The 24124-nt window shown below is 71.2% G+C and carries 25 protein-coding genes; 16 read left to right on the top strand and 9 right to left on the bottom strand.

Translation table 11 applies throughout. The features are described 5' to 3' along the window. Positions 1-279: 279 nt before the first annotated feature. The 14 genes from ABEA10_RS00100 to ABEA10_RS00165 all read left to right on the top strand — a co-directional run bounded on the left by ABEA10_RS00100 (position 280) and on the right by ABEA10_RS00165 (position 13531). Complete coding sequence (locus ABEA10_RS00100) at positions 280-969, top strand: hypothetical protein (protein WP_345455546.1); 690 nt, start codon at positions 280-282, stop codon at positions 967-969. A gap of 362 nt (positions 970-1331) precedes the next feature. After that, a complete protein-coding gene (locus tag ABEA10_RS00105) occupies positions 1332-2303 on the top strand; it encodes an ABC transporter ATP-binding protein (protein ID WP_329236251.1) in 972 nt (323 codons plus the stop codon). Next, positions 2300-3088: an MlaE family ABC transporter permease gene (locus ABEA10_RS00110; RefSeq protein WP_329236253.1), complete on the top strand. Its 789-nt coding sequence runs from the start codon at positions 2300-2302 to the stop codon at positions 3086-3088. The genes ABEA10_RS00105 and ABEA10_RS00110 overlap by 4 nt, the downstream gene beginning before the upstream one ends. A gap of 4 nt (positions 3089-3092) precedes the next feature. Then, the gene (locus ABEA10_RS00115; protein WP_329236256.1) at positions 3093-3917 is read left to right on the top strand and encodes an MlaE family ABC transporter permease; all 825 of its coding nucleotides are present in this window, start codon (positions 3093-3095) and stop codon (positions 3915-3917) included. Further along, positions 3914-5140 carry an MCE family protein gene (locus tag ABEA10_RS00120; RefSeq protein ID WP_345455557.1) on the top strand — a complete coding sequence of 409 codons (1227 nt, stop codon included), beginning with the start codon at positions 3914-3916 and terminating at the stop codon, positions 5138-5140. The genes ABEA10_RS00115 and ABEA10_RS00120 overlap by 4 nt, the downstream gene beginning before the upstream one ends. Further along, positions 5137-6183 carry an MCE family protein gene (locus ABEA10_RS00125; RefSeq protein WP_345455560.1) on the top strand — a complete coding sequence of 349 codons (1047 nt, stop codon included), beginning with the start codon at positions 5137-5139 and terminating at the stop codon, positions 6181-6183. The genes ABEA10_RS00120 and ABEA10_RS00125 overlap by 4 nt, the downstream gene beginning before the upstream one ends. Continuing rightward, positions 6180-7190 carry an MCE family protein gene (locus ABEA10_RS00130; RefSeq protein ID WP_345455563.1) on the top strand — a complete coding sequence of 337 codons (1011 nt, stop codon included), beginning with the start codon at positions 6180-6182 and terminating at the stop codon, positions 7188-7190. The genes ABEA10_RS00125 and ABEA10_RS00130 overlap by 4 nt, the downstream gene beginning before the upstream one ends. After that, positions 7187-8362 (top strand): MCE family protein, encoded by a 1176-nt coding sequence (locus tag ABEA10_RS00135; RefSeq protein ID WP_345455566.1) that lies wholly within the window; start codon positions 7187-7189, stop codon positions 8360-8362. The genes ABEA10_RS00130 and ABEA10_RS00135 overlap by 4 nt, the downstream gene beginning before the upstream one ends. After that, positions 8362-9579, top strand: coding sequence for an MCE family protein (locus ABEA10_RS00140; RefSeq protein ID WP_345455569.1), 1218 nt, complete (start codon positions 8362-8364; stop codon positions 9577-9579). Before ABEA10_RS00135 ends, ABEA10_RS00140 begins: the two co-directional genes overlap by 1 nt. Continuing rightward, positions 9579-10829, top strand: coding sequence for an MCE family protein (locus tag ABEA10_RS00145; RefSeq protein ID WP_345455571.1), 1251 nt, complete (start codon positions 9579-9581; stop codon positions 10827-10829). The genes ABEA10_RS00140 and ABEA10_RS00145 overlap by 1 nt, the downstream gene beginning before the upstream one ends. Beyond that, a complete protein-coding gene (locus ABEA10_RS00150) occupies positions 10829-11305 on the top strand; it encodes a hypothetical protein (RefSeq protein ID WP_345455574.1) in 477 nt (158 codons plus the stop codon). Before ABEA10_RS00145 ends, ABEA10_RS00150 begins: the two co-directional genes overlap by 1 nt. 11 nt (positions 11306-11316) lie before the next feature. Further along, positions 11317-12024, top strand: a complete 708-nt coding sequence (locus tag ABEA10_RS00155) for a hypothetical protein (protein WP_345455577.1) — start codon at positions 11317-11319, stop codon at positions 12022-12024. Positions 12025-12054: 30 nt separating this feature from the next. After that, on the top strand, positions 12055-12897 hold the full coding sequence (locus ABEA10_RS00160) for a hypothetical protein (protein WP_345455580.1): 843 nt from the start codon (positions 12055-12057) through the stop codon (positions 12895-12897). Between the two features lie 31 nt (positions 12898-12928). After that, complete coding sequence (locus ABEA10_RS00165) at positions 12929-13531, top strand: hypothetical protein (protein WP_345455583.1); 603 nt, start codon at positions 12929-12931, stop codon at positions 13529-13531. Positions 13532-13628: 97 nt separating this feature from the next. Here the strand turns inward: ABEA10_RS00165 and ABEA10_RS00170 are convergent, their stop codons facing one another. Continuing rightward, positions 13629-14189 (bottom strand): TetR/AcrR family transcriptional regulator, encoded by a 561-nt coding sequence (locus ABEA10_RS00170; protein WP_345455586.1) that lies wholly within the window; start codon positions 14187-14189, stop codon positions 13629-13631. A 131-nt stretch (positions 14190-14320) separates the two neighbouring features. Here ABEA10_RS00170 and ABEA10_RS00175 point away from each other — a divergent pair, with 131 nt between their 5' ends. Beyond that, on the top strand, positions 14321-15286 hold the full coding sequence (locus tag ABEA10_RS00175; RefSeq protein WP_345455589.1) for a zinc-binding dehydrogenase: 966 nt from the start codon (positions 14321-14323) through the stop codon (positions 15284-15286). Positions 15287-15349: 63 nt separating this feature from the next. Here the strand turns inward: ABEA10_RS00175 and ABEA10_RS00180 are convergent, their stop codons facing one another. From ABEA10_RS00180 to ABEA10_RS00195, 4 genes are all read right to left on the bottom strand, one after another. After that, a complete protein-coding gene (locus ABEA10_RS00180) occupies positions 15350-16339 on the bottom strand; it encodes a glutathione S-transferase family protein (RefSeq protein ID WP_345455592.1) in 990 nt (329 codons plus the stop codon). Next, complete coding sequence (locus ABEA10_RS00185; RefSeq protein WP_345455595.1) at positions 16336-16806, bottom strand: hypothetical protein; 471 nt, start codon at positions 16804-16806, stop codon at positions 16336-16338. The genes ABEA10_RS00180 and ABEA10_RS00185 overlap by 4 nt, the downstream gene beginning before the upstream one ends. An 800-nt stretch (positions 16807-17606) precedes the next feature. Beyond that, on the bottom strand, positions 17607-17999 hold the full coding sequence (locus ABEA10_RS00190; RefSeq protein WP_425550844.1) for a histone-like nucleoid-structuring protein Lsr2: 393 nt from the start codon (positions 17997-17999) through the stop codon (positions 17607-17609). A 31-nt stretch (positions 18000-18030) separates the two neighbouring features. After that, a complete protein-coding gene (locus ABEA10_RS00195) occupies positions 18031-18396 on the bottom strand; it encodes a histone-like nucleoid-structuring protein Lsr2 (RefSeq protein WP_329236282.1) in 366 nt (121 codons plus the stop codon). Between the two features lie 166 nt (positions 18397-18562). On the opposite strand from ABEA10_RS00195, the gene ABEA10_RS00200 reads away from it, so the two are divergent. After that, positions 18563-19255, top strand: coding sequence for an HAD family hydrolase (locus ABEA10_RS00200; protein WP_345455599.1), 693 nt, complete (start codon positions 18563-18565; stop codon positions 19253-19255). Positions 19256-19288: 33 nt separating this feature from the next. On the opposite strand, the gene ABEA10_RS00205 is transcribed toward ABEA10_RS00200, so the two are convergent. From ABEA10_RS00205 to ABEA10_RS00220, 4 genes are read right to left on the bottom strand one after another with little or no spacing between them, the layout of a single operon-like run. Further along, positions 19289-20293: an alcohol dehydrogenase catalytic domain-containing protein gene (locus tag ABEA10_RS00205; protein ID WP_345455602.1), complete on the bottom strand. Its 1005-nt coding sequence runs from the start codon at positions 20291-20293 to the stop codon at positions 19289-19291. A 32-nt stretch (positions 20294-20325) separates the two neighbouring features. Further along, positions 20326-21585, bottom strand: a complete 1260-nt coding sequence (locus tag ABEA10_RS00210; RefSeq protein ID WP_329236294.1) for an aspartate aminotransferase family protein — start codon at positions 21583-21585, stop codon at positions 20326-20328. Then, positions 21585-23009 (bottom strand): trehalose-6-phosphate synthase, encoded by a 1425-nt coding sequence (locus tag ABEA10_RS00215; protein WP_345455607.1) that lies wholly within the window; start codon positions 23007-23009, stop codon positions 21585-21587. Before ABEA10_RS00215 ends, ABEA10_RS00210 begins: the two co-directional genes overlap by 1 nt. Continuing rightward, positions 23006-23926: an SDR family oxidoreductase gene (locus tag ABEA10_RS00220; RefSeq protein WP_345455610.1), complete on the bottom strand. Its 921-nt coding sequence runs from the start codon at positions 23924-23926 to the stop codon at positions 23006-23008. The genes ABEA10_RS00215 and ABEA10_RS00220 overlap by 4 nt, the downstream gene beginning before the upstream one ends. Positions 23927-24124: the final 198 nt, after the last annotated feature.

Below are 24124 nucleotides of genomic sequence, written 5' to 3' on the forward strand. Positions count from 1 at the left end.
CAGCTACCGAAGCACTTCGTGACAAATCCTTGCGACGCGAAGGAACGGCGAAGACTTTTCTCGAATCCGGGTCTTGTATTGCCCATCACGAACACTTAATCTTCGGGGCAATAGGGGAGATTCCGAAGATTCCACGTCAGGTCAATGGGTCTTCGGCGTCGACGCTGGAATCAAACCTCGTATCGGTCGTGACCGCACCGGCCCGACGAAATCGAGCGGGGTTTGCCGGTAGGGGCACCGAATGACCGACTCGGTGTCCGCGCACCAAGGAGGTTCCACATGCCGGCTGAATCGCTTGCGCCCGTCAGGCGCTGGGGCAGGACCACCGCCGCCGCGACCGCGTCGCTGGCCGCGCTCGGGGTCCTGTCCACCACCGGGACGGCGCACGCGGACGTCGTGCTCAAGCTGAACTATCCGCTGACCGGGACCACGACCATCAAGTCGACCAACTCCTCGATGTCGCTCGGCCCGGGGACCCTGGCGACGGCCGTCGACGACACCGGCGGACTGACCGCCACGGTCGACCTGCCCCCGGCGACCGGCTCGTTCAAGGAGTTCGGCGTCATCCCGGTCTCCGTCACGACCGAGTTCGTCGAGGCGTCGCCGACCACCGGAACCGTCGACATCAACACCGGCGCGGTGCAGACCACGTCACACCTCACCATCAAGATCACAGAGCTCAAGGTCGCCGGCATCCCGACCCCCGTCGGCGGCAGCTGCCGGACCGAGACCCCGGCGGAGGTCTCCGTCGCCTCCGACGCCGACTTCAGCGTCATCAACGGCGGCAACCTCAACGGCACCTACACGATCCCGAAGTTCAAGGACTGCCTGCTCGCCACTCCGCTCATCAACCTCGTGGTCCCCGGCTCGGGGAACACCATCACGCTGACCCTCGGCCCCGCATCCGTCGCGGCCTCGTCTCCCACCGCCGACCCGAGCAAGGTCTTCAAGGCCGGCGCCCTGCGCTGATCGCCACCACCCGATCACCCGGCCCGCGGCGCGGGCCGGGTGATCTCGTATGCGCCGACGACCGCCCCTCGCGGAACCGGCGGATCGTCCCCCTCTTCGGCCGGGCCCATGCGCACTGAGCGACAAGAATCGGCAGCCGGTTTGTTATCCGATGATAAGCAATGCGCCGTGACCTGATTGTCTCATTCGAACGCTTGCGCCCCGAACACCCACGAAAGTAGCGTACCCGCCAGTAGTAATCACTGAGCCGACCCAAAAAGTCCCGCCAATACGAACTTTCAAGCCGAGCCGGTGATGAAGATTCTTCTTTGTATCAGTGCGAAGTCAGGTGCTGGGAGAACTGTGATGGTCGGCTCGCGGTAATGGGCATCGAAGTGGTGGTCGAAGGACTGACGAAATCCTTCGGCCGGCAGAACATCTGGCGCGACATCACCCTCACCCTTCCGGCCGGTGAGGTCAGCGTGATGCTCGGCCCCTCGGGCACCGGCAAGACGGTCTTCCTCAAGTCGCTGATCGGCCTGCTCAAGCCCGAGCAGGGACGCATCCTCATCAACGGCGTCGACATGGTCAGCAGCCCCGAGCGCAAGCTGTACGAGGTGCGGAAGCTGTTCGGCATCATGTTCCAGGACGGCGCGCTGTTCGGCTCGCTCGACCTGTTCGAGAACATCGCCTTCCCGCTGCGCGAGCACACGAACAAGAAAGAGTCCGAGATCCGGCGCATCGTGCTGGAGAAGATGGAGATGGTCGGCCTGGGCGGGGCCGAGCGCAAGCTTCCCGGTGAGATCTCCGGTGGAATGCGCAAACGCGCCGGGCTGGCGCGCGCCCTCGTCCTCGACCCGCAGATCATTCTCTGCGACGAGCCGGACTCGGGCCTGGATCCGGTCCGCACGGCGTACCTCTCCCAGCTCCTCATCGACCTCAACGCGCAGATCGACGCGACCATTCTGATCGTCACGCACAACATCCAGGTCGCCTCGACGGTGCCGGACAACATCGGCATGCTGTTCCGCCGCGACCTGGTCACGTTCGGCCCGCGCGAGGTGCTGCTGACGAGTGAGGAGCCGGTGGTCGCGCAGTTCCTCCGCGGCCGGCGGCACGGCCCGATCGGCATGTCGGAGGAGAAGGACCAGTCGCTGCTGGAGGCCGAGCGCGAGGCCGGCTACCACGATGACGACGAGGGGCTGCCGCCGATCGTGCCGCAGCTGGAGCCCAGCCCCGGCCTGCCGCCCCGCCAGGCCGTCGAGCGCCGCCGCGCGCGGGTGATGGGCATGCTGCACGAGCTCCCGTACCCGGCGCAGCAGGAGATCCTCGCCAGCATCCGGGAGCGGCGATGACCACTCCGGCCGGCTCCGTCCCCGGCACCGCCGCGCTCCGCGAGACCGGGAAGCTGTTCGCGCTGGCCGCCGCCGCGCTCGGCGCGATGTTCCGGCGGCCGTTCCAGGGCCGGGAGCTCGTCGAGCAGTTCTGGTTCATCGCCAGCGTGACGATCCTGCCGACCGCGCTCGTGTCCATCCCGTTCGGCGCCGTGATCGCACTGCAGGTCGGATCGCTCACCCAGCAGCTCGGCGCCCAGTCCTTCACCGGCGCGGCCAGCGTGCTCGCGGTCATCCAGCAGGCCAGCCCGCTGATCGTGGCGCTGCTGATCGCCGGCGCCGGAGGCTCGGCGATCTGCGCCGACATCGGCTCGCGGACGATCCGCGAGGAGATCGACGCGATGGTCGTCATGGGGGTCTCGCCGATCCAGCGGCTGATCGCGCCCCGCGTGCTGGCGGCGATGCTCGTCTCGGTCTTCCTCAACGGCCTGGTGTCGGTGGTCGGCGTGCTCGGCGGCTACTTCTTCAACGTGATCATGCAGGGCGGCACGCCCGGCGCGTACCTGGCCAGCTTCTCCGCCCTCGCCCACCTGCCGGACCTGTACATCAGCGAGATCAAGGCGCTCATCTTCGGCTTCATCGCGGGCGCGGTCGCGGCGCACCGCGGCCTGAACCCGCGCGGCGGCCCCAAGGGCGTCGGCGACGCGGTGAACCAGTCGGTCGTCATCGCCTTCCTGCTGCTGTTCTTCGTGAACCTCGTGCTCACGGCCATCTACCTGCAGGTCGTCCCCCCGAAGGGAAGCTGAGCCGATGGCGATCCGTTTCGATCTCGACCGCCGGCTGTCCTGGCTGGACACCCTCGGCGACCAGCTGACCTTCTACCTGCGGGCGCTGCTGTGGACGCCGCGGGCGCTACGACGCTACCTGCGGGAGATCCGCCGCCTGCTCGCGGAGGTCACGTTCGGCAGCGGAGCGCTCGGCGTCATCGGCGGCACCATCGGCGTGATGATCGCGATGACGCTGTTCACCGGCACCGTCGTGGGCCTGCAGGGGTACGCCGCGCTCAACCAGATCGGCACCTCCGCCTTCACCGGGTTCGTCTCCGCGTACTTCAACACCCGCGAGATCGCGCCGCTGGTCGCCGGGCTGGCGCTGTCGGCGACGGTCGGGGCCGGCTTCACCGCCCAGCTCGGCGCTATGCGCATCAACGAGGAGGTCGACGCGCTGGAGGGCATGGGCGTGCCGAGCCTGCCGTACCTGGTCACCACCCGGATCGCGGCGGGCGCCGTGGCGATCATCCCGCTGTACGGCATCGGCCTGCTCAGCTCGTACCTGTCCTCGCGCGAGATCACGGTGCTGTTCAACGGGCAGTCGTCCGGCACCTACGACCACTACTTCGGGCAGTTCCTGTCCTCGGTGGACGTGCTCTGGTCGTTCGGGAAGGTGCTGATCTTCTCGGTCATGGTGATCCTGGCGCACTGTTACTACGGCTACCGCGCGTCGGGCGGCCCGGCCGGGGTGGGCATCGCCGTCGGCCGCGCCGTACGCACCTCGATCGTGCTGATCAGCCTGACCGACTTCTTCCTCAGCCTGGCGATCTGGGGCGCCACCACGACGGTGAAGGTGGCCGGATGATCAGTGTGGAGGACTCGGCCGCGGTCAAGGCCCGGCGGCGGCTCACCGGACTGGCGTTCCTGCTCGTGCTGTGCCTGCTGGTGTGGCTGTCGATCGCGGTCTACCAGAAGCGCTTCACCGACGTCGCCATGGTGACGCTGCGCACGGACAGCGTGGGCAACGAGATGCACCCGCACGCCGACGTGAAGATGCGCGGCCAGGTCATCGGCGAGGTTCGCGACATCTCCGCGGACGGGTCGGGGGCCCGTCTGCGGCTCGCCCTCCAGCCAGGCGCGCTGAAGAACGTTCCGGCGAACGTCACCGCGCAGATGCTGCCCACCACGCTGTTCGGCGAGCGGTACGTCGCGCTCGTCCCGCCGCCCGACCCCGCGCCGGTGGCCCTCGCCGCCGGCAGCGTGATCGGGCAGGACCGCAGCTCCAACGCCATCGAGCTGGAGCGGGTGCTGGACAACGTCCTGCCCCTGCTGACCGCCGTCCAGCCCGCCAAGCTGTCCGCGACGCTCACCGCGATGGCCCAGGCGCTGCAGGGCCGCGGCGACAAGCTCGGCCAGACCCTGGTGGACTTCGACTCCTATCTCAAGACGCTCAAGCCGCAGTTGCCCGCGCTCGACCGCGACATCAGCGAGCTGGTACGGGTCGCGCGCCTGTACTCCCAGGCGAGCCCGGACATCCTGCAGGCGCTCACCGACTTCACCACGACGAGCCGCACCATCGTCGACCAGCGCGCCAACCTCGCCGAGCTCTACGACTCGATGACCGACTCATCGCGAGACATCACCGCCTTCCTGCGCGGCAACTCCGCGAACATCATCCGGCTGTCCGCGGACAGCCGCCCGGTGCTGCAGACGCTGGCCCGCTACTCGCCCTCCTTCCCCTGCACGCTGAAGACGCTCAGCGACTTCGTCCCCGCGATGGACCGCGCGCTGGGCAAGGGCACCGACCAGCACGGCATGCACGTCACCGTGCACGTGGTCCCCTCGAAGGGCAGGTACGTGCCCGGCCGTGACACGCCCGTCTACAACGCCGGCGGCGGGCCGCACTGCTATCCCGTGCCGTACGAGGGGGCCGCCGGCGCGCTCGGCGTGCCCAACTCGCCCGGGGAGAACGACCTCGTCAACGACCTGCTGAACACGAGCGGGACCGCACCGCGCAAGGGCCTGCCCGACTGGAGCAGCGTGCTGGTCGGCCCGATCTACCGGGGAACGGAGGTGACGGTGAAGTGAACCGCCGAAGCCTCGCCGGGCCGCTGGCCAAGTCGGCGATCTTCATCGTCGTCACCACGCTGGCCACCGCGATCCTGGCGCTCAGCATCGCCGGCACCGGAGTGGGCCGGACCGCCGGTTACCACGCGACGTTCACCGACGTCACCGGCCTGAACACCGGGGACAGCATCCGCATCGCCGGGGTACGCGTCGGCGAGGTGGAGAGCATCCACGTGACCGGCCGGCGGCTGGCGCGCGTGACGTTCTCCGTCGAGTCCGGCCGTACGCTGCCCGCCTCGGTCACCGCGTCCATCAAGTACCTGAACCTCGTCGGGCAGCGGTTCATCGAACTCGACCAGGGCGTCGGGCCGGTCGGCGGCACCCTGCGGCCGGGCGGGACGATCCCGGTGGAGCGGACCACGCCCGCGCTGAACCTCACCCAGCTCTTCAACGGCTTCCAGCCGCTGTTCCAGGCCCTGTCCCCCAAGGACGTCAACCAGCTGTCCGGCGAGATCATCCAGGTGTTCCAGGGCGAGGGCACCACGATGGAGCAGCTCATCGCCTCGCTCGGCCAGCTGACCACGACGCTCGCCAGCCGGGACCAGGTCATCGGACGCGTGATCGACAACCTCACCACCGTCGTGCAGACCGTGAACTCCCGCGAGAGCCGGTTCGAGGGCCTCATCGAGACGCTGAAACAGCTCGTGCACGGCTTCGCCTCCGACCGCAAGCCGATCGGGGAGGCGATCAGCGCGATCTCCGGCCTGACCACGAGCACGGCCGGGCTGCTGGGCCCGAGCCGCGACCCGCTGCGCCGCGACATCCGCGACCTGGGCCGGCTGTCGTCCAACCTGAACCGCGACCAGCCGCTGGTGGAGGGCTTCGTACGGACGCTGCCGACGAAGATGACCACGATCGCCCGGCTCGCCTCGTACGGCTCGTGGCTCAACCTCTACATGTGCCAGGCCACCGTCTCCGGCGTGTCGTGGGCCTCGGAAGGCGGGCCGAAACCCGGACCTCCGCCGACCGGCATCCCGGTCACCGAATCGAGGTGTGAGTCGTGAAGCCGATCCGGGAGCGGAACCCGGTCAAGGTCGCCGTGGTCGGCCTGGTGATCCTGGCCGGGCTGGGCACCGCGGCGTACGCCGCCGACGACCTGCCCGTCATCGGCGGCGGCACGACCTACAGCGCGGACTTCACCGAGTCCGCCGGCCTGCGGTCCGGCAACGAGGTCCGGGTCGCCGGCGTGAAGGTCGGCAAGGTCACCGGGGTCTCCCTCGACCGCGGACGGGTGAAGGTCAGCTTCCGCGTCAAGGACACCTGGATCGGCAACGCCTCGACCGCCTCGATCATGATCAAGACGCTGCTGGGCGAGAAGTACCTCGCGGTCGACCCGCTCGGCACCGGGCGGCAGAAGCCCTCACGTCGCATCCCGGTCAGCCGCACGACCTCCCCGTACGACGTCACGGAGGCGTTCCAGCAGCTCGGCGGCACGCTGGGGCAGATCGACACCGACCAGCTCGGGAAGAGCCTGCAGACGATCTCCGACACGTTCCGGAACACCTCGCCGAACGTCCGCCAGGCCATCGAGGGCCTGTCGAAGCTGTCCAAGACGATCTCCTCACGGGACGCGCAGCTCGCCCGGCTGCTGGCCGGGACCAAGCAGATCACCGCGACTCTGGCCGCGCAGAACGGCAACTTCACCGCGCTCATGCACGACGGCAACCGGCTGCTGGCCGAGATCTCGCGGCGCCGGCTGGCGATCCACGCGTTGCTGACCGGCACTCAGCAGCTGTCCACGCAGCTCAGCGGCCTGGTCAAGGACAACCAGGCGCAGCTCGACCCGACGCTGCGTGCGCTCGACCAGGTGACCGCGATGCTGCGGCGCAACCAGGGCAGCCTCGACCACGCGCTCGCCGTCGCCGGGCCGTACTACCGGCTGATCGGCAACACGCTCGGCAACGGCCGCTGGTTCGACGCCTACCTGTGCGGCATCGTGCCCAAGAACTACCTCCCGCCGAACACGCCTCCGGATGTCGGATGCATGCCACCGAAGCAGGACGGTCGATGATGCGCAGACTCTCGGTCGCTCCGGCCCGCCGACCCGCCGTGATGAGCGCCGGGCTCGCGCTCATCGTCATCCTCGTCGGCGCGCTGTACCTGCTGTCACGTCCCGCCGGGACGAGGATCACCGCGTACTTCGGCCAGGCCGTGGGCGTCTACGCCGGCTCGGACCTGCGCGTCCTCGGCGTGCGGGTCGGCAGGGTCGACACGGTACGGCCCCAGGGCCGCCAGGTGCGGGTGACGATGACGGTGGACCACGGAGTGGCCGTGCCGGCCGGGGCGATCGCCGTCGTGGTGGCGCCGAGCGTCGTCGCCGACCGCTACATCCAGCTCTCCCCCGCCTACACCTCCGGCCCCCGGCTGACCGACCACGCGGTGATCCCGGCGAACCGTACGGCGACGCCCGTGGAGATCGACCAGCTCTACGACAGCCTCAGCCGGCTCGCCAACGCCCTCGGCCCGAACGGCGCCAACCGCAAGGGCGCGCTGTCCGACCTGCTGAACACCGGCGCGGCCAACCTCGGCGGCAACGGCCAGGACCTCGGTGACATGGTCGGCGACCTCGGCCAGGCGTCCAAGACGTTGTCCGGTGCTTCGAGCGACCTGTTCTCGACCCTGACGAACCTGCAGAAGTTCACCGCCATGCTCAAGGCCAACGACGGGCAGGTCCGGCTCGCCGAGCAGCAGCTCTCGCAGGTGACCGGCTTCCTCTCCGACGACCGGCAGAACCTCGGCGCGGCGCTCCAGCAGCTCGCCACCGCGCTCGGCCAGGTTCAGCGCTTCATTCACGACAACCGTGCGCGGCTGAAGTCCAACGTGACCAAGCTGGCCACGATCACCCAGACGCTGGTGGACCAGCGCGCGTCGCTCGCCGAGGCCCTGGACACCGTGCCGCTCGCCGCCGACAACGTCCTGAACACCTACGACCCGGAAAACCGGACGCTCGACGGCCGCGGTGACCTCAACGAGCTGAGCATGGGCGGGCCGCTCACGCCCGAATCGGCCGCGCAGACCGCCGGCGACCAGGTCTGCTCGATGACCGGTTTGGCCCAGTCCATGAAGAACCTGTGTGTCAAGTACAAGCTCGGCTCGGGCTCCGACGCCCTGAAACCCCTGCCGCGCTCGCGCCGGGCGCCGCTCCCGCTACCGCCGGTCGGCGGCGTGTACGGAGGCCGATGATGCGCGCGATGCGGCCGGCCGCCGTCGTGGTCGTGTGTCTCTCCCTGGCGGGCTGCGGCTCGGGCGGCTTCGGCGGCGTGTACGGACTGCCGCTGCCGGGCGGCGCGGACCTCGGCTCCCACCCGTACAAGGTCACCGCGGAGTTCGCCAACGTGCACGACCTCGTGCCGCAGGCGGCGGTGAAGGTCAACGACGTGGCGGTCGGCCGGGTCTCCAAGATCACGCTGCCGCGGAACGGCTGGACCGCGAACGTCGTCATGCTCGTCAACGGCAAGGTCCACCTGCCCGCGAACGCGTACGCGCGGCTCGCCCAGTCGAGCCTGCTCGGCGAGAAGTACATCGAGCTCAGCGCGCCCACCGGCGGTGGTTCGGGCACGCTGGCCGACGGAGCGGTCATCCCGATGACGCGCACCGACCGCGACCCGGAGATCGAGGAGGTCTTCGGCGCGCTGTCGCTGCTCCTCAACGGCGGCGGCCTGAGCCAGCTGCGCACCATCACCCAGGAGCTGAACAAGGCGTTCGACGGCAACGAACCCCAGATCAGGCAGTTGCTCAGCGACCTGAACACCGTCGTCGCCAACTTCAACGACCATCGCCAGGACATCGTCGACGCCATCGACGCGGTCGACCGGCTCTCCGCCACGCTCGCCTCCCGCAAGGAGCAGATCGGCACCGCCCTGGACGACCTCGGCCCCGGCCTGGACGTGCTCGAACAGCAGCGCGGCGCGCTGGTCACGATGCTGCGGTCGCTGCAGGAGCTGTCCGGCGTCGCGGTCACGACCATCAACAAGAGCAAGGAGGACATGGTCGCGGACCTGCAGGCGCTCGCCCCGGTGCTGGCCAACCTCTCCGCCGCCGGGCGGAACCTGCCGAAGTCGCTGCAGGTGCTGCTGACCTACCCGTTCACCGACGAGGTGCTGAACGGGGTCAAGGGCGACTACCTCAACGTCTACCTGTCGGTGACCGCGCTGCCCGGCACCCAGGTCATCCCACCGCTGGTGCCGGGGCAGGAAGGGCAGGCGAAGTCGTCCCGGCGCAAGGCGGGGAGCGTGCCGCTTCCGCTGCCTCCCGTCGGCGGAACGCGGACCACGCCGGCGGGCTCGCCTCCGGGCTCGTCTCCGGTCACGTCTCCGTCCACGCCCGGGTCGCCGCCGGGCTCCGTGCCACCGGGGACGCCGACGGCGACGCCGTCCTCCTCTCCGAACGGGGGTGGCTGATGCTCACGCTCGGAACCCGGCTGAAAAACCTGGCGTTCCTCGTCATCGGTGTGCTCGTCATCGGCTACATCGGCTACCGGTACGCCGACCTCGGGCGCTTCGTCGGCCTGCGCGGCTACTACGTCGTGCGGATGGACCTGCCCGAGACCGGCGGGCTGTTCCCCGGCTCCGACGTCACGTACCGCGGTGTGTCGGTCGGCCGGGTCGGCGACCTGCACCTGACCGGCGACGGCGTACGAGCGGATCTGCACATCGACGACTCCGCGCCCCGGATCCCCGCCGCGTCGCAGGCCGTGGTCGCCAACCTGTCCGCGGTCGGCGAGGAGTACGTCGACCTGCGGCCGGCGAGCGGCGACGGCCCGTACCTGAAGGACGGCGCGACCATCGCGCGTAGCGCCACGCAGACGCCGCCGCCCGTGACCAACGTGCTGACGAACGTCAACAACCTGGCCGCCTCGGTGCCGCTCGACTCGCTGCGCACCGTGGTGGACGAACTCGGCAAGGCGTTCCAGGGGCAGGGCGAGAACCTCCAGACGCTGCTCGACAACTCTGATGAGTTCCTCCGGGACGCCAACAGCGCCGCGCCCGAGACCAACCAGCTGATCTTCGACGGGCAGACCGTGCTGCGGACCCAGCGCGAGGAGGGCGCCGCCCTGGTGTCGTTCGCCCGCAGCGCGCGGCTGCTCGCCGGACAGCTCGACGCGTCCGACACCGACCTGCGGCGGCTGATCACCACCGCGCCGGTCGCCGCCACCGAGATCAGCGGGCTCCTGCGCGACCTCGATCCGAGCCTCAGCGTGCTGCTCGCCAACCTGACGACCACCTCCGAGCTCACGGTCACCCGCCAGCGCGGCATCCAGGAGCTGCTCGTACGCCTGCCGCAGGTGGTGGCGGCGGGCGCGTCGGTGGTCGACTCGAAGGGACTCAACTTCGGGATGGCCCTGACGTTCTTCTCCCCGCTCCCCTGCACGACGGGGTACGGCGGCACGAGGTACCGCAACGGGCTCGACACCTCGGCCGGGCCGCCGCTGAACACGGCCGCGTCCTGCCGGATGCCGGCCTCCAGCGGGGTGGACGTACGCGGCTCGGGCAACGCCCCGTACGGCGGCGGAGTGCCCGCGCCCGTGCGTCCGGGCACGTCGGCGTCGGCGGCGTCGGCGGCCTCGGCGTCGCTGCCCGGGGCGCTCGGACTGCCGTCGGTGCCGGCCGGACCGGCTTCCATGAGCGACCTTCTCGGGCTGGAGCGGTGATGCGCGTCCTCGGAGTGGCCCTGCTGGCGGCCGCGGCGATCTTCTGCGGGTGGTCGGGCTGGAGCTATCACCAGAGCGCGCACTCGTCGTCCGTGCCGTTCGCGCGGGCACGCGACCAGGTGCGGCGGGACGCCCGGCAGGAGATCGCCGTCCTCAACACCCTGGACCCGCGCAAGAGCGACGCCGGGCTGAGCCGCTGGCTGGACGTCTCGACCGGGACGCTGCGCGAGTCGCTGCGGCGTACGTCGGCGCAGGACCGGCAGAAGGCCCTCAAGTCCGGCACCCCCGCGGTGGGCACCGTCACCGACCTCGCGGTGACCGAGCTCGACACGCACGCCGGCACCGCCCAGGTCATCGCGACCGTCCAGGTCAAGCTCGGCAGCTCCCTGGAACGCAAGCGCTTCACCGCCGTGCTGGCGCGTACGGGCTCCCAGTGGAAGCTCAGCTCGCTCACCGCCGTGCCGGTCGGCGCCTAGGAGGAGGGTCGTTGAGCGTCACCGAAGAGCCCAAGGTCACCGAAGAGCCCGAGGCCACCGCGGAGCCGGAGGCCGCGGAGGATTCCGGGGCCGCCGAAGAGCCCAAGGCCGTCGCGAAGCCCGAGGCAGATGAGAAGCCCAAGAGCGCGGAAGAGCCCAAGGCCGCCGAGGAGGCCGCGGGTCCCGAGCCGGACCCCGAGGCTCCGCGGCGCCGGTGGATCCGCCGGCCGCGGGTGTTCGTCGTGGTGTTCACGCTGTTGTTCGCGCTGGCCGGGGCCGGACTGCAGGTGCTGAGCGTGCGGGCGCGGCACGATCCGGCGCTCGCCGACCGGGCGCTCGTCGACACCGAGGCGACCTCGGTCGTCATCGGCGACGTCAGCAACGGGCTCACCAAGATCTTCTCGTACACGCCGGACAGCACGGCGACGACCGAGCAGGCCGCGGCCGAGGTGTTGAGCGGTACCGCCGCGAGCGAGTACCGGACGCTGTTCACCCAGGTGAAGCAGCACGCGGCGGCGGAGCGGCTGACGGTCAGGACCCGGGTCGTACGGGCGGGCGTCGTGCGGCTCACTCACGACACGGCGCAGCTCCTGGTCTTCCTCGACCAGGTCATCGTCCGCAAGGACCGGCCCAAGGGCATGTCGGCGGCGGCCCAGCTCTCGGTCACCGCCCGGCGCCAGGGCGGCCACTGGCGCATCGTCGACATGCACGCCCGGTAACCCGTACGGCTCCAGGAAAGGTGACAGTAGGTGGCACGGACCACAGCCGAGAAACGGCCCACGGAGCCCGACGAGCGTACGGAGTCTCAGGCCGAGGAGCCGGAGCCCGCGGAGACGACGTCCGAGGAGGCCGGACCTGAGCAGGCGGCGTCCGAGGAGACCGAGGCCGAGTCGGGGGCCGAGGAAACCGCATCCGAAGAGGATGAAGACGCAGAGACCGAACGCGAGGATGCCGACGCCGGAGAGACCGAGGGCGAGGACGGCGAAGGCGCCGAGGAGGGCGACTCCGGGGGCGGTTCGGATGAGGAGGGTTCGGACGGGGAGGCCGTGGAGAAGGCGTCGCGACGGCGCCTGCCCCGGATCTCCGATCCGGTGCTGCTGGTGGCGACCGTGCTCGTCGTGGCCGCCGCCGCGTGCGCGGGGTACTTCGGGTGGTCCTGGTACGGCGCGGCGCACGACGACTCTCTCGCCTACTCCCGCGACCGCGACGCCGTGCTCCGCGCCGCCGAGCAGGGCGTGCAGAACATGAACACCCTCGACTACCGCAAGGTGGACCAGGGCCTGGCGACCTGGGAGGCGTCCTCGACCGGCGACCTGCACCAGGAGCTCGTCCAGGGCCGTGCCCAGTTCGCCCAGCAGGTACGGACCGCCAAGACGGTCACCAGCGCGAAGATCCTCGACGCCGCCGTGACCGAACTGGACGACCGGGCGGGCAAGGCCGGCGCGATCGTCGCCGTGCAGATCACCGTCACGCCGCCGACCGGATCGCCGGCCACCAAGCAGAGCCGCATGCGGGCGCAGCTGACCCGTACGCCGTCCGGCTGGAAGCTCAGCGCGCTCGGCCAGGCTCCCCTCGGCACGACCGCCGGCTGAGCCCGCCCCCCTTCGCGAGAGGAACCTCCGCATGCCCTCCCTCCCGTTCGTCATCCGCCGCCGTACCCCCGAGGACGACAAGGCGCCCAAACCAGCCCGTGAGCGCCGGGCCCGGCGCCGGGTCCGGCGGCTGCCGGTCGCCCTGGGGGTCCTGACGGTGCTGCTGGGCGGCCTCGCGGCGTGGTTCGCCGAGGAGGCGAACGCGGTGCGCGACCGCGCCGGAGCCCACAACGTCGCCCTCACCGATCCCGGCCGTACGAGCGAGGTCACGGGCCAGGTGACCGACGCGGTGAACACCCTGTTCTCCTACGACTACACCGACGCGGGCCGGACGCAACAGGCCGAGAACGGCCTGCTCACCGGCAAGGCGGTCGGCCAGTACGACACCATGATCGCCCAGGTGCGTGCCCAGGCTCCGGCCCAGAAGCTCGTCCTGACCACGACGGTGACCGACAGCGCGGTGGAGATGCTCGAGGGCGACCGCGCCCGCCTGCTCGTCTTCGCCGACCAGCGCAACACCCGCACGAGCGGCAAGCAGACCACGTACGCGGCGGCCATGCTCGCCGTCGACGCGGTCCGCCAGGGCGGCCGTTGGAAGATCAGCAATCTGGACACGCTGAACGTGCCGCACTGAGCATTCACCGCGGCCGCTCGGCCCCGGCCCGGCCGCGGTCAGAGGCCGCCCGGAGTCCGTGTCCTGCGGTGCGGCGTGCGGGTTCCCGGGCGGCCTCTCACGCGCGGTCGGCCTCGGCGATGACCGCGGCGGCGAGGCGCGCGGACCGTCCCGCGATCTCGCGCGGAGGCATGGCCTGGCCGTGCTCCAGCCACCAGGTGATCGTCTGCACGAACATGGCCGACAGCACGCTGGGCACCAGCGCCCGGGGATCGTCGTCCGCGAAGTGCTCGGTGGTCATCGCGGCGAGGGCGGCGCGCATCCGGTCGGCGAACCAGGGGCTGCCCCGGCGGCCCAGCAGCGCGCCGTACAGCCGGCGGTAGGCGCCCACGTGCTCGAAGAAGCCCACCCACCGCTCGCCGCTCGGCCGTTCGTCGCCGCCCATCGTGCCGCGCAGCTCGGCCATCGCCTCGTCGAAGATCTGCTCGACCAGGTGGTACTTGTCGCGGTAGTTCCGGTAGAAGGCCGCCCGGCTGACCATCGCCCGTGAGGTGATCTCCCCGACCGTGATCCGGTCGAAGCCGCGCTCCTCGACCAGCTCCACGAGCGCCTCGCGCAGCAGCTTGCGCGTCCGCCGGACCCGCACGTTGTCCTGGGACGGCACGTTGGGCTGAGACACTTCCGGCTCCTTGTCTCGAATGGGACGGAATCCCAGGATCGACGCTTGTCGTGGTCGCGCCGCGCGCCAAGACTGATCGGTCGAGACAGATTGTCTCGATTCGACCAGAGTGTCACAAAGAGGAGTCGAGCATGCGGGTGATCGGAATACGTGCGTTCGGGCCGCCGGAGGTACTCGGCGTCGATGAGAGGCCGGAGCCGGAGCCCGGTGCGGGACAGGCGGTGATGGCCGTCGAGACGGCCGGCGTCGGCTACGGCGATGTGATCGTCAGGTCGGGACGGTATCCGGTCCCGCTGCCGTACGTGCCCGGCATCGAGGTGGGAGGAGAGGTCGTCGCGGTCGGCCCCGGGACGGACCGGTCGCTGCTCGGCCGCCGTGTCGTGGCCACCACCGTGGGCAACGCCGGCGGTTACGCGGAGCGCGCCCTGGTGCCGGTCGCGTGGACGTTCCCGGTGCCGGACGGGATGCCGCTCGCGACCGCGCTGGCGGTCTTCCAGGCCGGCGCGGTCGCGAGCGGCATGCTGTCCGCCATGCGGGTCCGCGAGGGCGAGACGGTGCTGATCACCGCCGCGGCGGGCCGGATCGGATCGCTGCTGGTGCAGTTCGCCAAGGCGGGCGGAGCGACGGTGATCGGCGCGGCCGGGGCCGGCAAGCGGGCCGCGGTCGAGGACTTCGGCGCCGACCACGTCGTGGACTACGGCACCGAGGACTGGCCGGACCGGGTCCGCGGGCTCACCGGCGGCGGCGTGGACGTCGTACTCGACGCGGTCGGCGGCGAGGTCGCCGCCCAGGCGCTGCGGGCCGCCGCGGACGGCCGCGGCAGGTTCGGCGTGTACGGTTTCGCCTCCGGTGACTGGCTGTCGCTCGACGCGCAGGAGATCGCCCGGCGGGGGCTGACCGTGGCGGGCCCGCTCGGCATGGTGTTCGCCAAGCCGGAGGCCGAGCAGCGCGCCGACGCCGAGCGCGCCCTGGCCGCGGCGGCGGACGGCCGCCTCAGACCGCGCATCCACGCCACCTTCCCGCTGGACCGCGCCGCGGACGCGCACGCCGAGATCGAGAAGCGCCGCTCGGTGGGCGCCGTGCTGCTCACCGCCTGAGAACCCCTGAGAACCACCGCCCGTACGGATCCGCAGCCCCGAGGCCGGCGGGCGGTGGCGGGGTCAGCCGATGGGGGTGACGGCCTCGCCATGGGCGACCGGGCCGGGCGGTGTCCCGTCGCCGAACGGCCGTCCGCCGAGGTGCTCCCGGTTGTGCGGGGTGAGCCAGCCGGAGGTGTCCGGGCCGAGAGGCACGACGCCGGTGGGGTTCACGTCGCGGTGGACGACGTAGTAGTGCTCCTTGATCTGCGGGAAGTCGATGGTGTCCCCGAATCCGGGGGTCTGGAACAGATCCCGGGCGTACGCCCACAGCACCGGCATCTCGGCGAGCTTGCTGCGGTTGCACTTGAAGTGCCCGTGGTAGACGGCGTCGAAGCGGACGAGCGTGGTGAACAGCCGGATGTCGGCCTCGGTGATGGTGTCCCCGACGAGGTAACGGCGGGTCGCGAGGCGCTCCTCCAGGATGTCGAGGCGCCGGAACAGCTTGTGGTAGGCGCGTTCGTAGGCGTCCTGCCCCTTGGCGAAGCCGGCCTCGTACACGGCGTTGTTGACGTCGCGGTAGACGTCGGCGTTGATCGCGTCGATCTCGTCCCGGTGTCGCTCGGGGTAGAGATCGGGCGCGCCGGGCCGGTGGTGCCGTCTCCACTCGGTGGACAGGTCGAGCGTGATCTGGGCGAAGTCGTTCGTCACGACCTTGCCCGTGGGGATGTCGACGATGGCCGGCACGGTGATCCCGAGCGGGTAGTCCGGGTCGCGCGCGAAGAAGGCCTCCTGGAGCCGTTCGATCTTCAGCACGGGGTCCCGGCCGCCGGGATCGAGGTCGAAGGTCCAGCTCCGCTCGTCGTGCGTGGGTCCGCAGACGCCCATGGACAGCACGGGCTCCAGGCCCAGCAGCCGCCGCACGATGACGCTGCGATTGGCCCACGGACACGCCCGGCTGACGACGAGCCGGTAGCGTCCGGGCTCGACGGGATATCCGTCCCGCCCGTCGGCGGTGATACGCGTGGTGAGATAACGCTGATCTCGGACGTATTCGGACCCATCGGCACTCATGCGACCCTCCGCCTTTCCACCGACAACACGGTAGCCCCTACCCACGGCCGGACCCCGTTCACCACGCCCTGTTCACCACACCCCGGTCGCCCCGGCCCGGTCGCCCCGGCCCGGCGGGGACCGGGCCTCATTCGCCGCGCGGGCGGGTTCCGCATGGCCGCGAGCTTGTCGTCGTGCCGATGCACCAGCAGGCTCGCCGGACCGGCGGTGACCTCGCACTCGTGAGGCGGAGCCACCCGGAAGCCGCCGCTCACCGCCTCGAGGAAGGGCGCGCCCGAGCCGTCACGGGCGCCCAGGACGGCACTGGGGAATCGCGACAGGAGTCCGGCGCCGGGAGGCGCGTCGCTCGCGGAAGCGGCCGTCGCCTCACCGGCCCGCCCGGCACCGAGGAGTTCTTCCAGGGACGGCCGGACGTCCACGTCGGTGGGTGTGACGGTGATGTGGAGCCGCAGGTAGTACCACTCCATGAAGTCTGACGAACACCGCCGGCGTCCGGCCGGGAAACGCCCCACGGAGTAAGTGATTCCTGACACCGTCCAGATGTCGGCACGGCACGAGATCCGGCCGGGTTCAGGGTCGCGCCGCCCGATGGCTGTGAGGGTAACGGTGTCGCCGTTCCGGCATTCTCGCGTGAACATATTCTCGGCTCCCGCAAGGAGACCCGAAACCGAAGATGGCGAGGGCCGCAAGGACGTCGGCGAGAGGACCCCCGGGCACCGGGCGGCGTCCGCCATATTCGTCCGCAGTGCCCCACCCGCGTGGTGCGGGCCGCAATGGGAGCGTATGCGCAAGATCCCGACGCGGGAGAGCGCGGGATGAGCCAGATCTGTACCGCGGTCCGCGCACAGACGGAGGAGAGCGCCTTTCCGATCAGCACGCTCTCCGCCGCCCGGCCAAAGGGCGCGCTGCGATTCACGGACGATGAAGGCAGGCCCACCCCCCGCGAGCTTCATCGACTTCCGTGAACGGCCGCTGTGACGACCGTGAGAACCCAAGACCGCGCTTCCATTGAAGGGCCTCGGGACGGCCGATGGCGGGCAGGCGTACGCCACGACCCGCGTGACCGCGGATCGCGCTCAAACGGATCTTCCCGATCCGCGGCGTCGGCGGTGAGCGGCGCGAGGTCCCGCATCGGCGGGTCCGCGGCGCTGTGGTGGCGCCGCGGTCACGCGCGACAGTCGGTGCCCGGCCCGCCCGGCGGCGGCCGGTCCGGCGGCGGCTCGGTGGCGATCATCGTGCCGGGCGGGCCGGACGGCGGCGAGGCCGGTCAGCGCCCCGCGGCCTGGAACTTCGTCTGGGGGACCTTTCCGCCGGGGTTCTTGGCCCGGCTGGGGTCCTTCGCCTCGTACGCCTGGACGATCTCCGCGGGGATCCGGCCCCGGTCGTTGATGGAGATCCCGTGTTCCTTCGCCCAGCCCCGGATGTCGGCAGCCCGCTCACGGTTGTGCGCCGTGCGGCCGCGTCCGCCGCGTCCGGTGCGGCGAGGGCCCGCCTTGCGCCCCTTCTCAACGTACGGCGCGAACACCTTGCGAAGCTTGTCCGCGTTTTTCGTCCTGAGATCGATTTCGTAGGGGACGCCGTCGAGTGAAAAGCTCACCGTCTCGTCCGCCGGCTTGCCGTCGATGTCATCGAGGAGCCGAACGATCGTTTCTTGTGCCATCTCAATATCTCCTGCAGTCTCTCACGGCCAGTCAGTCATCCGGGTTGGCGTCGGGGTGAGCCGCTATGAACTTCTCATAGACCTCATCACCGATCTTTCCCCGCGCGCTGACCTCGACGCCTTCCTGCCTGGCCCATTCACGCACGTCACTGTTAGAGTATCCGCGCAGGCGAGGGGCCGTGTCGGCGGTGGGCCGACGAGACCGGCCCGCCTGCTTCACCCGGGTCGCCTTCTCCAGATACGGCCTGAGGACCTCGATCGCCTCTTGCAGTTTCTTGAAGTTCTCATCACCGAGATCGATGGTGTAAGTGGTCTCGCCGATCTCGAAATCCCGCTTCGCGACGTCCTCGCCGTCATGACCGTCGAAATCATCCACCATGATGACCCTGGTTGCCACTAATCGTTCCTTTCTCGGGGACGTTGCCTGAGCAAGGATAGTATTTCGGCACCCGCAGAAGGGGCATCCGGGCGGCCTCGACGCGTCGGTTATGGCGTCCGGCCGCCGTCGCCGCCGTCCGGCGTCCGGATCTTGTGCGACACGCGCGGTTCTCTATGCTGTCGCCGTGGGCGAATCAGCGGGCGAACGTGTGGAAGCGGTCCTGTTCGACTTCTCCGGGACGCTGTTCGACGACACCGGTGTCCTCGACGCGACGGCGCTGGTCACGGCGGCCGCACGGCAGGGCGTCACCCTCGGTCCGTCCGAGGCCGGGGACGTCATCCGGCGCACCCTGCGCCACGTCGACTCACCCGAAGGGTTCGCCGCCCGCGAGGGCTGCGACCTGTCCCAGCAGGCGCACCGGACGATCTGGACCAAACTGATCGCCGAGGCCGGGCCGTTCGGTCCGGAGCTGACGGAGGTCGTCTACTCCTGTCTCACCGACCCCGGCGCCTGGAGCCCGTACCCGGACACCGTTCCGGTGCTCGGCGCGCTGCGCGACGCCGGTGTGCCCGTCGGGGTGCTGAGCAACATCGGCTGGGACATCCGGCCGGCCTTCGAGCGGGTCGGCGCGCTGGCCTCGCTGCGCGCGGTCGTCCTCTCCTGCGAGCAGGGGGTCGCCAAGCCCGACCCCGCGTTGTTCGCCCTCGCGTGCGAGCGCCTGGGCGCCCACCCGTCCCGCGTGCTGTACGTCGGCGACGACCCGGTCAAGGACGGCGCGGCGGTACGCGCGGGCCTGCCGGTCTACCTGCTCCCGAGCGAGCGCGACGGGAACACGCCTCGCGGGCTCTCCGCCGTGCTCCGTCTCGCGCTCCCCTGACCCCGGAGGCCGGTGAGGGCGGCTCGCCGGCGCTCACGGCCGCATCAGGACCTTGCCGAACGACCGTCCCTCGCTGAGGCGGCGCAGCGTCGCGGGAAGCTCGGGCAGCGACACCTCGGCGGTGACGAGCCGCTCGACGCCGAGGCCGTCCGGGGTGTCGGACAGCGCGCGCAGCGCGTGCTCGAAGTCGGCACGCGTCGTCCCGTAGCTGCCGCCCACCAGCGCCGGGCGCCCCTGCCACACGACCGGCTCGGCCAGTTCGGAACGCCGTACGCGGTCCAGGTCGCAGGCCAGGCCCGGCAGCCGGTCGCCGGGCGCGGTCCCGCCGTACAGCATGACGAGGCCGCCGCGGCGTACGGACGCCAGGGCGCGCTCCAGCAGCCCGGGCAGGACGAAGCTCGTCGCGACCACCGCGACGTCGTACGCGCCGCCGGGCGCCTCCGACAGCGGCGTGCCGCCGCCGGAGGGCAGGGCGGCCCTCTCGGCGAGGAACGCCAGCCGGTCCCGGTCCCGGTTGGCCAGCAGCACGCGGGCGCCGTCCGCCTCGGCCAGCCGGGCGATGAGCACGCCCGCCATGCCCGCGCCCAGCACGCAGATCCGCGCGCCGCGCAGATCGCCCGTGCCGAGGTGGCGGCGGGTCATCGTGAGGCAGTGGGCGGCACAGGCCAGCGGCTCGGCGAAGACCAGCCGCCGTTCGCCGACTCCCGGCGGGGCCGGCGGCAGCGCCCGCGCGAGCGCGGAGGCCTCCCCGCCCGCCCACATCCGGCGGGCGAAGCCGGTCCCCCGCCGCAGCGGGACGTTCGGGTCGAGGCAGACCCGCGAGCCGACCGGCAGCCGCGGCGTCGAGCTGCGCGTCACGACCCCCACGAGTTCGTGGCCGAACTGGCTGGGACCCGGCCGCCGACCGCCGATCTCCTTCAGGTCGGAGCGGCAGACGCCGACGAGCGCCGGCTCGACCAGCACGGCGTGGGGCGTGTCCGGGCGCCGTGGCCGCTCGCAGGACAGGCGCGGCCCGGCGGGCGTCAGCTCGACGCTCACGGGTGTACGCGTGGCCGGTTCGGCGCCGGGCGTCAAAGCGTCTCCAGCGCCTCACCGAACCGGTCCGCGACCAGGTTCGCGTCCTCGACCGACAGCACCAGCGGCGGCCGCAGCTCGATGACGTTGCCCAGGCCGTGCTCGGACACCCGGGTGATGACCCGCAGGTCCGTGAGCGCCTTGTTCAGCGCGGTGGCCAGCCGGTTCGAGCGTGAACCGTCGGGCTCGACCAGTTCGACGCCCAGCATGAGGCCGACGCCGCGGACGTCGCCGACGCACGGGAAGTCGTCCTGGAGCCCGCGCAGCCGGTCCACGAGGGCGGCCCCGCTGGTCCGCACGCCGGCGAGGAACTCCGGGCGCCGCACCTCGTTCAGCGTCGCGACGGCCGCCGCGGCGGACAGGGTGTGGCTGCCGTAGGTGAAGCCGTGCATCGAGCGCGGCATGCCGACCAGGCGTTCCTCGGTGAGGATGGCGGCCAGCGGGAAACCGCTGCCGGTCAGGCCCTTCGACAGCGTCATGATGTGCGGGGCGACGCCGAAGTGGTCGGCGGCGAAGAGGCTGCCGGTCCGACCGAGGCCGGTCTGGTTCTCGTCGAAGATCAGGATGATCCCGCGCTCGTCGCAGAACTCCCTGAGCCGCGCGAGGTAGCCCGGCGGCGGCACGACGTTACCGCCCACGCCGCTGATCGGCTCGATGATCATCGCCGCCACGCTGCCGGAGCTGGCGTAGGTGATGAAGTCCTCGATCCGGTCGACGCACCACATCCCACAGGTGTCCGGCGTCTGCCGGTAGAAGCAGCGGAAGCAGTACGGCTCGGGCACGTGCACGGCGCCCGGCAGGTGGTACGGGAACGGCTCCCGCATGCGGGAGGTGCCGTTGTAGCTGGTGGCGGCGATGCTCTGGCCGACGTGCCCGCGGAAGGGCACGATGACGTCGCGCTTCCCGGTGAGCCACTGGGCGATCTTGATGGCGCCCTCGTTGGCCGTCGAACCACCGGTGCTGCGCAGGTTGACCCGGGTGAGCGACGGCGGGCTCAGCTCCACGAGCAGTTCCATCACCCGGTCGGTCGGCGTGGTCCGGAAGGAGGAACTGGCGAACACCAGGTCGTCGAGCTGGCCGCGCACCGCCGCGAGCACGGCCGGGTGGTTGTGCCCGAGCACGAGGTTGAAGGTGCCGGACACGCAGTCGAGGTACTCCCGGCCCTCGGAGTCCCACACGCGGACCCCCTCGCCGTGCACCAGTTCCGCGTCGCCGAGCTCGTAGTAGGCGAAGACCCGCGCGTCGGCCGCCTCCATCAGCGCACGTCCAGGCTGGCGAGCTGCGCGGTGACCCACGACTCGAGCGTCCACGGCCGCGCGGTCTCGCGGCGGCGCCGCGCCGCCTCCGCGCGTTCGGCCGGCGGGGCGAGCAGGCCGGCGGCGATCGCGTCGGCCTGCTCGACCAGGTCGTAGGGGTTGACCGTGCGGCACACCGGGCCGAGGATCTCGGCCGCGCCGGCCAGCTCCGACAGCACCACGTCGGCGTCGCGCTCGTTGACCAGCGGCGCCTCGAAGACGCTGAGGTTCTGGCCGTCGACGGTGGAGTTGAACACCAGCAGGTCGGCGCGCTCGAAGCAGCCGAAGGTGTGGCCGACGTCGTTGTCGCAGTGCGTGCGCACGGTGTCGGGTCCCAGCTCGGCGTTGGCCTCGGCGACGGTCTTCTCCACACGGCGCTGGTACTCGGCGTTGGCCTCGACGTACAGCCGGTTCGGGTTCATCCGCACCAGCATCCGCGCGTCGCGCAGCCGCTCGTCCCGCCGGACGGCGAGGAGGAAGGCGCGCACCGCGCGCTCCCCGTTCTTGATCGGGTCGGTGCGTCCGGAGTGCACGACGAGCGGGCGGTCGCCGGCCCACTCGGCGATGCCGTCGGGCAGCCGCGCGTCGCGGCGGTGGAGCGTCTCGGGGCTGTAGCCGAGCGGCTGGGTGCGGACCCGGGTCAGGTGCCCGCCGCGCCGTACGGTGCCGGCCTCGGTGTCGACCTCGGCGTCCGGGAGCAGGTCCGCGACGCAGGCGAGGAAGTTCGCGCTCCAGCGGCGCGCGAAGAAGCCGATCGTGTCGGCGGCGAGCATGCCCTCCAGCACGCCGGTGCGCATGGCGCGCGGCAGGATCCGCCAGTAGTCGGCCGCGGGCCACGGGATGTGCACGAACAGCAGGATCGGCGCGCCCGGCCGCCGCTCCCGCAGCCGCGCGGGGACGCAGACGAGCTGGTAGTCGTGGACGAGGAACACCGGGTCCGGCTCGCCTTCGGAGCGCCGCAGCATCTCGCCGGCGAAGTCCTCGGTGAACTCCGCGAACCGCTCCCAGGCCGCCCGCGTCTCGGCGCCGAACGAGGGCTGCGTCCACCGGTCCCAGCCGTAGTTGTTGCCCGCCCACATCAGCTCGGCGGTGAGGAAGTTCTGCACGACGCGGAAGGTCTCGCGGTCGTGGCGCAGCAGGTGGAGACGCACCCCGCGTCCGGAGGGCAGCTCGATGCGCATGCCGTCGGGGTTCTCCAGGGCGGCCCGGTGGTCGTCGTCGCTGTCCGCGCTGACGATCCACGCGACGTCCAGGTAACCGGCCTGCTCGGCGACGACGTTCCCCGTGCCGCCCGGGGCCAGCCACGCGCGCAGCTGCCCCGTCTCCGGATCGGGCGCGTAGCTCACCACCGCGCGCTTGCTGGCGAGGAAGACGCGTTTCGTCACAGGCGATCCTCCGCAGTTCGTGGTTCGGGTTTCGCTCCGGCGAGGGCCGCGGACGCCAGCCGGCGGGTGCCCTCGTCGACGTCGACCGGCCGCAGCCCGGCGAGCTCCGGCAGGTCCGCCGCCCGCTCGCTGTGCAGGCAGGCGTTGTCCGGCCGGCAGGCGTACGGCGTACCGGCCTTGCCGGCCGGGCGGATCGGGCGGTCGTCCAGGCCGAGTCCCTTGGCGATCCGGCCGGCCCACTCGTACCGGGACAGGCGTTCGGGCCCGCCCAGGTGGAGCACGCCCGTGCGCCCGGCGTGCAGCAGTGCGGCGGTCCAGGCGGCGACGTCGTCGACCAGGACCGGGGTGTTCCAGTGGTCGGCGGGCGCGACGACGGGACGGCCGTCCCGCAGGCCGCGCACACAGGTGGTGAAGTAGTTGGGCCGGTGCCCGTCGGGGTCCCAGCCGTAGACCAGGCTGACCCGCAGCACCAGGGCGTTGCCGGTGTCGAGCAGGGTCCGTTCGCCGGCCAGCTTGGCCCGCCCGTACGCGTTGGCGGGCGCCACCGGGTCGGACTCGCCGTAGCTGGGGCGGGTGCCGGGAAAGACGTTGTCGGTCGAGATCAGCAGGACGGGCCGTCCCCCGGCCGCGGCCGCGAGGTTGGCGGCGCCGGCGCCGTGCGCGGCCATGGCCTGGTCGGCGTGGCGCTCACACCAGGTGATGTCGGAGGGGCCGTGCACGACGACCAGGGCGTCCGGCGCGAGGCGCCGCACCACCTCGGCGCACGCGCGGCCGTCCCGTACGTCGAGCTCGCCCCAGGGCGTGCCGTCCGCGGACCGGGCGGCCGGCGGGCGCCGGGAGCACAGCACCGCCCGGCCGCCGAGCGCGCGCATGCGGGCACCGATGCGGCCGCCGAGGTAGCCGCTGCCGACGACCATCGTCAGCACGGTCCGGCCTCGCGGTACGCACCTTCGGGGATGAACGGCCGGTTTCCGGATTGATTCGTCGGTCGAGGTGATCGGTGTCCGTCGGTCGGCCCGCCTCGTACCGGCGGCGTCACTGGTTCGGCGCCGGGAACGGCGCTCTCGCTCAAGTGCATCATCACGATCTTTGGCCAAAAGTCGTGTTTGATAAAC

The organism is Actinoallomurus oryzae (assembly GCF_039541955.1).
In the GTDB taxonomy this organism is placed as follows: domain Bacteria; phylum Actinomycetota; class Actinomycetes; order Streptosporangiales; family Streptosporangiaceae; genus Actinoallomurus; species Actinoallomurus oryzae.

Coding starts and splice junctions, on each gene's coding strand:
- ABEA10_RS00100 (WP_345455546.1), top strand. CDS start 280: ATGCCGGCTGAATCGCTTGCGCCCGTCAGGCGCTGGGGCAGGACCACC.
- ABEA10_RS00105 (WP_329236251.1), top strand. CDS start 1,332: ATGGGCATCGAAGTGGTGGTCGAAGGACTGACGAAATCCTTCGGCCGG.
- ABEA10_RS00110 (WP_329236253.1), top strand. CDS start 2,300: ATGACCACTCCGGCCGGCTCCGTCCCCGGCACCGCCGCGCTCCGCGAG.
- ABEA10_RS00115 (WP_329236256.1), top strand. CDS start 3,093: ATGGCGATCCGTTTCGATCTCGACCGCCGGCTGTCCTGGCTGGACACC.
- ABEA10_RS00120 (WP_345455557.1), top strand. CDS start 3,914: ATGATCAGTGTGGAGGACTCGGCCGCGGTCAAGGCCCGGCGGCGGCTC.
- ABEA10_RS00135 (WP_345455566.1), top strand. CDS start 7,187: ATGATGCGCAGACTCTCGGTCGCTCCGGCCCGCCGACCCGCCGTGATG.
- ABEA10_RS00140 (WP_345455569.1), top strand. CDS start 8,362: ATGCGCGCGATGCGGCCGGCCGCCGTCGTGGTCGTGTGTCTCTCCCTG.
- ABEA10_RS00145 (WP_345455571.1), top strand. CDS start 9,579: ATGCTCACGCTCGGAACCCGGCTGAAAAACCTGGCGTTCCTCGTCATC.
- ABEA10_RS00150 (WP_345455574.1), top strand. CDS start 10,829: ATGCGCGTCCTCGGAGTGGCCCTGCTGGCGGCCGCGGCGATCTTCTGC.
- ABEA10_RS00165 (WP_345455583.1), top strand. CDS start 12,929: ATGCCCTCCCTCCCGTTCGTCATCCGCCGCCGTACCCCCGAGGACGAC.
- ABEA10_RS00175 (WP_345455589.1), top strand. CDS start 14,321: ATGCGGGTGATCGGAATACGTGCGTTCGGGCCGCCGGAGGTACTCGGC.
- ABEA10_RS00180 (WP_345455592.1), bottom strand. CDS start 16,339: ATGAGTGCCGATGGGTCCGAATACGTCCGAGATCAGCGTTATCTCACC.
- ABEA10_RS00185 (WP_345455595.1), bottom strand. CDS start 16,806: ATGGAGTGGTACTACCTGCGGCTCCACATCACCGTCACACCCACCGAC.
- ABEA10_RS00190 (WP_425550844.1), bottom strand. CDS start 17,999: ATGGCACAAGAAACGATCGTTCGGCTCCTCGATGACATCGACGGCAAG.
- ABEA10_RS00210 (WP_329236294.1), bottom strand. CDS start 21,585: ATGGAGGCGGCCGACGCGCGGGTCTTCGCCTACTACGAGCTCGGCGAC.
- ABEA10_RS00220 (WP_345455610.1), bottom strand. CDS start 23,926: ATGGTCGTCGGCAGCGGCTACCTCGGCGGCCGCATCGGTGCCCGCATG.